At 32.3% G+C, this 8,942-nt stretch carries 12 protein-coding genes and 1 tRNA gene; 8 read left to right on the top strand and 5 right to left on the bottom strand.

Features of this window, described 5'->3' with window-relative positions; translation table 11 throughout:
• Nucleotides 1-595: SDR family NAD(P)-dependent oxidoreductase (locus Q0800_RS02555; protein WP_299127354.1), on the bottom strand; the 595-nt coding region annotated here is incomplete at its 3' end.
• A gap of 345 nt (nt 596-940) precedes the next feature.
• On the opposite strand from Q0800_RS02555, the gene Q0800_RS02550 reads away from it, so the two are divergent.
• Nucleotides 941-1,837, top strand: a complete 897-nt coding sequence (locus tag Q0800_RS02550) for an aldose 1-epimerase (RefSeq protein WP_299127353.1) — start codon at nt 941-943, stop codon at nt 1,835-1,837.
• Between the two features lie 325 nt (nt 1,838-2,162).
• Here Q0800_RS02550 and Q0800_RS02545 read toward each other — a convergent pair.
• Nucleotides 2,163-2,236, bottom strand: a tRNA-Arg gene (locus tag Q0800_RS02545).
• Between the two features lie 87 nt (nt 2,237-2,323).
• On the bottom strand, nt 2,324-2,968 hold the full coding sequence (locus Q0800_RS02540; protein ID WP_299127352.1) for a Crp/Fnr family transcriptional regulator: 645 nt from the start codon (nt 2,966-2,968) through the stop codon (nt 2,324-2,326).
• Between the two features lie 250 nt (nt 2,969-3,218).
• Between Q0800_RS02540 and Q0800_RS02535 the strand changes: the two genes are divergently transcribed.
• From Q0800_RS02535 to Q0800_RS02505, 7 genes are all read left to right on the top strand, one after another.
• Nucleotides 3,219-3,431 carry a DUF2892 domain-containing protein gene (locus Q0800_RS02535; RefSeq protein WP_299127350.1) on the top strand — a complete coding sequence of 71 codons (213 nt, stop codon included), beginning with the start codon at nt 3,219-3,221 and terminating at the stop codon, nt 3,429-3,431.
• A gap of 63 nt (nt 3,432-3,494) precedes the next feature.
• Complete coding sequence (locus tag Q0800_RS02530) at nt 3,495-4,052, top strand: YeeE/YedE thiosulfate transporter family protein (protein WP_299127347.1); 558 nt, start codon at nt 3,495-3,497, stop codon at nt 4,050-4,052.
• A 1-nt stretch (nt 4,053) separates the two neighbouring features.
• A complete protein-coding gene (locus tag Q0800_RS02525) occupies nt 4,054-4,470 on the top strand; it encodes a DUF6691 family protein (protein WP_299127344.1) in 417 nt (138 codons plus the stop codon).
• Nucleotides 4,471-5,283, top strand: coding sequence for a sulfite exporter TauE/SafE family protein (locus Q0800_RS02520; RefSeq protein WP_299127342.1), 813 nt, complete (start codon nt 4,471-4,473; stop codon nt 5,281-5,283). It begins immediately after the preceding gene.
• Between the two features lie 57 nt (nt 5,284-5,340).
• Complete coding sequence (locus Q0800_RS02515; RefSeq protein WP_299127339.1) at nt 5,341-6,747, top strand: MBL fold metallo-hydrolase; 1,407 nt, start codon at nt 5,341-5,343, stop codon at nt 6,745-6,747.
• Nucleotides 6,748-6,770: 23 nt separating this feature from the next.
• A complete protein-coding gene (locus Q0800_RS02510) occupies nt 6,771-6,965 on the top strand; it encodes a DUF2892 domain-containing protein (RefSeq protein ID WP_299127336.1) in 195 nt (64 codons plus the stop codon).
• A 5-nt stretch (nt 6,966-6,970) separates the two neighbouring features.
• Nucleotides 6,971-7,243 carry a heavy metal-associated domain-containing protein gene (locus Q0800_RS02505; RefSeq protein ID WP_299127333.1) on the top strand — a complete coding sequence of 91 codons (273 nt, stop codon included), beginning with the start codon at nt 6,971-6,973 and terminating at the stop codon, nt 7,241-7,243.
• Between the two features lie 8 nt (nt 7,244-7,251).
• Here the strand turns inward: Q0800_RS02505 and Q0800_RS02500 are convergent, their stop codons facing one another.
• Together Q0800_RS02500 and Q0800_RS02495 are read right to left on the bottom strand one after the other, a co-directional pair.
• On the bottom strand, nt 7,252-7,527 hold the full coding sequence (locus Q0800_RS02500) for an ATP-dependent Clp protease adaptor ClpS (protein ID WP_299127331.1): 276 nt from the start codon (nt 7,525-7,527) through the stop codon (nt 7,252-7,254).
• Between the two features lie 225 nt (nt 7,528-7,752).
• On the bottom strand, nt 7,753-8,817 hold the full coding sequence (locus tag Q0800_RS02495; RefSeq protein WP_299127329.1) for a M57 family metalloprotease: 1,065 nt from the start codon (nt 8,815-8,817) through the stop codon (nt 7,753-7,755).
• Between the last annotated feature and the right edge of the window lie 125 nt (nt 8,818-8,942).

Here is an 8,942-nt window from a genome sequence, read left to right as displayed (position 1 = left end):
CATTAACACGTATACCTACTTTAGAAAAATGAACTGCCAACCATTGTGTAAAGTTAGAAACAGCAGCTTTTGCACCGCTGTAAGCTGGTATTTTTGTTAATGGTGTAAAGGCATTCATTGAGGATATATTTAAAACACTACAACCCTCGCGTCCCACCATATCCTCAGCAAATACTTGTGTTGGGATTAGTGTACCAAGAAAATTAAGATTAAAGGTAAACTCGATACCTTTTGGGTCTAAATCAAAAAACGTTTTAAAGCCTTCAGTTTTATTTTTTAAATCTTCGAGTTGAAAAAATGGATTTGAAGTTGTACCTAAGGGATGATTTCCACCAGCTCCATTGACTAAAATATCAACTTTACCAAAAGCATCATTAACCGCTTTCTTTGAAGCTATTAAAGAGTCTTTCTCTAAAACATCAGCTGCTACACCAATGGCATTTCCGCCATTTTTATTAATAGACTCAGCAACCTTATCTGCGGCTTCTTTTCTTAGGTCCAAAACAGCAACATTATGCCCTTTTTTGGCTAAAGCGTCTGCAAGGGTGCTACATAACACACCTCCTGCTCCGGTTAAAACAATTGTTTTGCTCATTTAGTTATATAGTTGATTAAATTTTTAAGAATATTCATATTACAAAGTACCTGTAAAATTAATTTTTGAAGGTAAAATTCCTATCCTGTCCTGTCATGCTGTTTCAAAATCTTTAATTGCAATTTTACACCTATCTAAACCTAGAAAAGTATATAATTAAGACCTTACAGGATCACAAAATTAGTTTTTAAGATTATCTTTGATCTTCACCTAAGTTAATGGTATAAATGAATTCAACTTTTAAATATAGAAAAGTAATATGTAGTAAACCATGTTTAATGGACTATTCTTAAAAAACTACCAGCGAATTTCATACTTCTAATTTGCTTTTAAATCATATAAAAAATGTACAAAACAGAATACTTGGAAAAGGAGGAGTCTAACTTTATAAAACTAGCCCATACAACGAATAACAACTATGCAATTATTGATTTACATAAAGGGGCTAGTTTACAAGAATTAGTTATAAATAACGTACCAATTATAGAAGATTTATCTCCTTTAAAATATGAAAACACGTATGCGTCTTCTGTTTTATTTCCTTTTGCCAATAGAATAAAAGATGGAACTTATGTTTATAAAGGCACTACATATCAGTTTAAAATAAATCTTAAAGAAGAAAACAATGCTTTGCACGGTTTAGTTTACGACAAAGCATTTAAAATCATTGAAGAAACTGCTTCAGAACACGCTGCTTCAGTTACGCTAGAATATGATGAAACTGACATATCTCAGGGCTTTCCTTATACCTACACTATAATATTAACATATACGCTCACTGCCAATGGAATAGACCTCAGTACTTCTGTAAAAAATACCGATTCTAATGCATTTCCTTTTACTTTGGGTTGGCATCCCTACTTTATAAGTAAAAATCTATATGAAAGTAGTTTGAAATTTGATAGCCATCAAAAACTAATTTTAAACGAAAGAATGATAACAACTGGTATTGAGCCTTACGACGGTAAAAAGGTATTTAAAGTTGAAGATAAAAACTTAGACGACTGTTTTATTTTAAATTCTAATACTGTAACTTTTGAAACACCAGGTTATGATTTAGAAATGACCACATCATCAAACACTACTTTTTTACAAGTATATACACCTCCTAAAGCTAATACTATTGCTATTGAGCCTACTACTGGTGTATCTGATAGTTTTAATAACAAAATAGGCCTACAAGTTTTAGAACCTGAACATACTTATACTATAGATTGGAAGATAAAATGCTTTTTTAATTAAGATATTAGTCCCAGTTTTATGCGCTTTGGGATAAAAAACGGTAGCCCAAAGCATACCTAAAAACCTGACAAGAAACACAGTGCTGTTATATTACCAATTGTTTCAATAAAAAAAGTAAACTTATAAAAAGCTTGCTTTTCTAAATTAGTTGTGAACTTGGTGAGACAGCGTTCGAACTTATTATATAAAGATATCAATTTGATAATTGAACTCACGAACAGGATTCGCTAATACGCATCCCTCAAAGCTCCGCTTTGAAAATAGAAAAGGATAAAAATAATTTATGAGCAAGCTCAAATTATTTTTATCCTTTTCTATTTATTCGTGACCACGGCAGGATTCAAACCTGCAACCTCTTGAGCCGTAATCAAGTGCGCTATTCAGTTGCGCCACGTGGCCTATTTTGTTTTGACTATAACTGATGCCATAGCCTTTAAAATGGATGCAAATATAATTAATATTTTATCATTAAAAACTATCCGTTTACTATTTTTCAAAATCTAAATTAATGATCTTAATAAAATTTCGTTGTAACTCAATAGCCCCTTCATTTTCAAGTTTTTTAAGAAGTCTTGAAATTACAACTCTAGAACTATTTAAGTCATAAGCAATTGCCTTGTGCGTTTGCTCTATAAATAGGGAATTATTAATACGAGCCTTGTCTTTTAAATACTCCACAAGACGCTGATCCATATTGTTGAATGCTATATTATCTATTGCTTGTAATAACTCATTAAACCTGGCGTCATAACTATTAAAAATAAAATCACTCCACGATTTATAGGTAATATTCCAATTAACAATTTTATCAATAGGTATAATAATAAGTTCCGTATCTCGCTCTGCAATAGCTCTAACGGCACTTTTACTCGTCTTAAAACATCCTGAAATAGACATGGAACAAGCCTGTCCATCTTCTAGATAATATAACAACAATTCATTACCATCATTATCCTCGCGCATTACTTTTATGGCACCAGTTAAAACTAAAGGCACACCTCTAACTAAACTTCCTATTTCTATAATTTTAGTACCAGCTGCTATACGCTTATAAATCCCTACTTTATGAATTTCTTCAATAAGTCTAGGCTCTAGTGAGTCACCAAAAATTTTGTTTAATTCATCTTTCATATATCAAAAAATTATAATTTCAAAAGTTATGGTTAATACTTAGCGATTAAAGTTAAATTAAACCAATTCTTGTTTGAGTAACAAATGTTACAAAATTTATTTTTCTATATTAATAATTTTGTGCTTTAACGATGGTAGAACGCATTATGCAACTCAAAAAAATCATAAAATTACTTATCGTATGTATTATATGCGCTTCTATCTTTACTTTTATTTATATTATAATAGAATAACTAAAATTGTTTAAATTATGAAAGCAAATATGGGAAGTATTGATCGTGGCCTAAGACTATTAATGGCTGCTATACTGGTGGTTTTATATTGGCAAAATATTATTAATGGTACATTAGCCTATGTTCTTATGGGAGTTGCAGGTATATTTGTTATAACAAGCTTTGTTAGTTTCTGCCCATTATATACTTTAGTAGGACTTAATACGTGCAAAATAAAAAAGAACAACTAAAGGTTTCTTATTAAATTAAACAAACAGAATCATTAAGTTTGTTTGTAATCACTTTAAGTTTTTATGGAATATATACTACAACCTTGGCCATGGTATATCTCAGGACCATGCATCGCCATTATAATGTATTTATTACTTTATTTTGGCAGAACATTTGGGATGTCTTCTAACTTAAAAACACTTTGCACCATTGGAGGTGCAGGGAAACAGGTTGAATTTTTTAAGTTTGACTGGAAAAGTCAACGTTGGAATTTAGTCGTAGTCCTTGGTGCTATTTTAGGCGGTTTCATTGCACATAAATTTTTATCTAATCCAATTGATATAGATTTAAGTGAAAACACCATTAACGATTTAAACGCTTTAGGTTTTAAAAATGTAGGTAAAAATCTATTACCTCCCGAACTTTTTGCATGGAACAGTATAATCTCACTAAAAGGACTATCCTTATTAATTATTGGTGGGTTTCTTGTTGGTTTTGGAACACGTTACGCAGGCGGCTGTACCTCGGGACATGCCATTACAGGTTTAAGCAGTTTACAAAAACCTTCATTAATCGCAGTTATTGGTTTTTTTATTGGTGGTTTAATTATGATTCATTTCATTTATCCAATATTATTTTAAGATGGGAAAGTATATAAAATTCTTTTTAGTGGGTTTGTGCTTTGGAATTGTACTAGTAAAGTCTGAAGCTGTGTCATGGTATCGCATTTTTGAGATGTTTAAATTTCAATCATTTCATATGTACGGTATAATAGGTACTGCCGTAACTACAGGTATAGTATTACTTTTAATCTCTAAGCAACTCAATACAAAAACAATAGAAGGTAATGTTTTAAAAGTACCGCTAAAAGAAAAAGGGTTTATACGTTATATTATAGGTGGTATAATATTTGGGCTAGGTTGGGCACTATGCGGAGCTTGCCCTGGCCCTATGTACATTTTGGTTGGTACTGGAGTATTTTCAATCTTAATTGTAATTGCCGCAGCATTATTAGGTACTTTTATGTATGGTGTTCTTAAAAATAAATTACCTCATTAAATGGAATTGATTGAAATTTTAGGGTATTTTGGAGCTCTAATCGTTGGTCTTGTCTTGGGACTTATTGGTGGTGGCGGCTCAATTCTTACGGTACCTATCTTAGTTTATTTTTTAGGTTTAAATCCTATTACAGCAACAGGCTATTCTCTTTTTGTAGTTGGTACCACCGCTACGATTGGTACTTTTAGAAATATAAAGCAAAATAGGATTGATTTTAAAACTGCTATTGCTTTTACAATTCCTTCTGTAATCACCGTTTTTATGATAAGAAGCTTAGTGATTCCAAACTTACCTAATGTCTTTTTTTCAATATATCGTTTTAAAATGACGAATTCACTTTTTATAATGTTATTGTTTGCCTTTATTATGCTTATGGCAGGTTGGTCTATGATAAAGGTAAAAACAATTGAAAGTAAAAGCAGTATTAAGACCTTTAACAGTTCTCACTATTTTGCCATTGGGACACAAGCCATAGGAGTTGGTGTTTTAGCGGGTTTAGTTGGTGCTGGTGGTGGGTTTTTAATTGTACCTGCATTAGTACTTTTAGTTAAACTACCAATTAAAAAAGCAATTAGCACCTCTTTATTTATTATTGCCATACAATCTCTTATTGGGTTTTTAGGAGATTTAAATACTTTAAAAATAGACTGGATCCTGCTTATTACGTTTTCTTCAATATCTATTATTGGGATTTTTATTGGCCTATCTTTATCTAAAAAAATAGCGGCTAGTCAACTAAAAAAAGGATTTGGATACTTTACAATATTTATGTCCTTTTATATCATTATAAATGAACTTTTAAATGCTTTATAAGTTATATCGTTTTTTCCAAAACCCAACTTTTGTAAATTTGTATTAAACCTATTAAGAATGAAAATTGAACAATTATATACGAGCTGTTTAGCTCAAGGAGCTTACTATATAGAATCTAATGGTGAAGTAGCTATAATTGATCCACTAAGAGAAACCCAACAATACATTGATAAGGCCAAGGCTAACAATGCAAAAATTAAATATATCTTGGAGACTCATTTTCATGCAGACTTTGTTTCTGGCCATGTAGACTTGGCAAAAAAAACAGGAGCGAGTATTGTTTTTGGACCAGGTGCCACGACAGCATATAATATTCATTCAGCAAAAGATGATGAAGAACTAAAACTAGGAAGATTAACACTTAAAGTGCTGCACACGCCAGGACACACCTTAGAATCTGTTACTTACCTTCTTAAAGATGAAAACGGAAAAGACTACGCTATATTTTCTGGTGACACGTTATTTTTAGGAGATGTTGGCAGACCAGATTTGGCCATAAAATCGGATGTAACCAAAGAAGATTTAGCAGGTATGCTTTACGACTCTCTACGTAACAAAATAATGCCTTTATCAGATGATATTATTGTATACCCAGCACATGGTGCAGGCTCTGCCTGTGGCAAAAACCTAAGTAAAGAAACCATAGGTTTATTAGGGGAGCAAAAGAAAACAAATTATGCCTTACGTGCAGATATGACGAAAGCCGAATTTATAAAAGAAGTATTACGTGGTATTGCACCACCTCCACAGTATTTTGCTAAAAATGCTTTAATGAACAAAACAGGTTATGATACTTTCGATTCTATTTTAAAAACTGGTAACAACCCATTAAGCCCAGAGGAATTTGAAGCATTAGCAAATCATGAATCTGCGCTTGTTTTAGACGTTAGGTCACAATCTGACTTTGTAAAGGGTCATATTCCAAATTCTATTTTCATTGGATTAAACGGAGGCTTTGCACCATGGGTTGGTGCGTTAATAACCGATATAAAACAACCTATTTTGTTAGTTGTTCCCAAAGGTAAATCTGCAGAAGCCGTTACGAGACTATCTAGAGTTGGTTACGATAATACGCTCGGCTTTTTAAAAGGAGGATTAGAGGCCTGGCAAGCTTCTGGCAAAGCTATTGACACCTTATCGTCCATTTCGGCAGAAACCTTTGCACAAAAAGCAAAAACCTCTGATATAAATATATTAGACGTGCGTAAAGATGGAGAATACCAATCCATGCATTTAGAAAACGCCCAGCATTTGTCGTTAGAGTTTATTAATAAAAAAATGCATGAAATTGATAAAAGCAAAACCTATTACATACATTGTGCAGGTGGCTATCGTTCTGTTATTGCGGCGTCAATATTAAAAGCTAGAGGTTTTGCATATTTGGTAGATATTGCAGGCGGTTTTGGCGCTATTAAGAAAACAGATTTACCAACTACGGATTTTGTTTGTCCATCAAGCCTATAAATGTATGATTATTATAAAAAAAAGTGAGTAATTTAGATAAAGGAATTCGTGTCTTTTTGGCAGCAGCTTTAGCATTATTATACTATTTTAATGTTATTGAAGGAACACTAGCTTATGTACTAATGGCTATAGCTATTATTTTATTAATAACTAGTCTTATTAACTTTTGCCCACTATACCGAATTTTAGGAATCAGTACTTGTAAAATAAAAAACTAAAACTTATGCTTAGCACAACTATTAAAATACAGAATCTTAAATGTGGTGGCTGTGCCAATACTATAGTAACACAACTGTCTAAATTAGTTGGTATTTCAAAAGTCAGAGTCCATAATAATACAAACGAAGTCCGTTTCAATTTTAAATCTGAAGTTAATTTAGAACTAGCAAAAAAGAAGTTATCAGATCTTGGTTATCCTGCTATCGGTGAAACAAATTCTTTTCCGAAGAAAGCGAAATCTTTTGTGAGTTGTGCAGTTGGTAGAATGCGTAAGTAAATTGTGTTTTAAACTATTTCTGCACTAAGACCCGCTTGAAGAAGTTTAGAGCATCGTGGTTCCAAATCATCATAAGATCCTGTTTTTACTGTACACTTTCCTTTGTAATGCACTAATAAAGCACATTGCTCTGCTTGTTCTGGTACATGATCGCAGGCATAAATCAATGTATCAATAACATGATCAAAGGTATTAACATCATCATTAAATAAAACAATTTCGTTCTGCTTTAATTCCTCTTCTTGCAGAAGTAAATCCTCTTGATATTCCTTTTGGGTGCTCATAATAAATCTATGATTTAAGCTAATTTAAAAAATATTTATTATTTAAACGATAAAGCTAGGTATTTAGATATGATAAAAGTGTTAAAATTTTTTACGTCTTCTCTTACGCCTAGTACAGTATTATAAATTATAACCAGACAAAATCAATAGCGCTAAACTTTAAATTAAAATGAGCTGCTAAAGAAGATTCTAGCAGCTCATTATAAAATTAGTTATGTCTAAAAATTAGTTACATGAACCAATAAATCTCCATCTTCTAGATTGACGCTCGTATAAATTTCCAAAATATACAACACGATCGCCTACTGAATAATTTACACCTCTTTGAAATTGTGGCACACCGTCACAAGGACCGTTATCACCACCATTGTCACCACCGCCTCCTGTGTTAGAGGTTGGATACATATATTCTAAAGCAGTAATATCATTACTATTAAATTCACCTGTAACACCACCATCAGCACATGCTTGCATAACAGATGTTAAATCTCTGTCTGTAGGCGTCCCAGGAATATGAACAGCTCCATCAGATCCCGTACCTTCATTCCCTTGTATTTCAACAGGACAACTTAGACGATCAAACCAGTCTGAGTGACGGAAACCAATTGAATGACCTAACTCATGAGTAATAATATGCTCATTTACATCTGTAGAAAAACCATCTATACCATAAATCTGAACAAACTTAAAAGGCTCACCAGCAGAACTTGGAAAACCAGCTTGACCACCAGAGCCATTTGGATTGTTTACAGAATTATCATATACTACAATATCTCTTTGTTGATAATCTGTACCAAAAGATAGATTAAACTGTAAGGATGTATTTAAATTATTAAAATTCGCAACAGCCATTTCTAGAGCTGAACGTGCTTTACTTGTTAAAGCCTGGCTTCCACCGGTAAAACCAATAATATCGATGGTTCTGTTAGCACCAGTAACCAAATTAAAGGTTCTGTACTGCTTAGCACCATCCTTATGTTGCTGTATTAATTCTCTAAGATCTTCATTTGCGAATACAATATCACTACCAATGTAGATTCTTTCTTCTACACTACCATCAGGAAAATGAAAATCACCTTTAGATACGGCACCAGCATCAATGTCTAAAGATCTAATATCTTCTAAGAATTTTTGGTCTGTAATTAAAGTTTTTCCTTCAAGGGAATTTACGTTAATGATATCATTTAATGACTGATTATCATCTTGGTTTGTTTCTTCTTTTTGACATGCCATAAATACTAAGGCAAATGCAGCTACAGTTACTGCCCAACGATTGATTAAACTTTTCATTTGTTTATTTGTTAGTTAAATTAAATTTTTTACATCGCGTTTACATAAACATTGACACGTACATATTTAGGTCGATATTTTGTATGGAATATCAACTAAAAGTCACTATGTGGAAATAATATTAT

Source organism: uncultured Winogradskyella sp. (assembly GCF_937958655.1).
GTDB lineage: Bacteria > Bacteroidota > Bacteroidia > Flavobacteriales > Flavobacteriaceae > Winogradskyella.
This window is presented reverse-complemented; position numbering and strand designations above follow the sequence as displayed.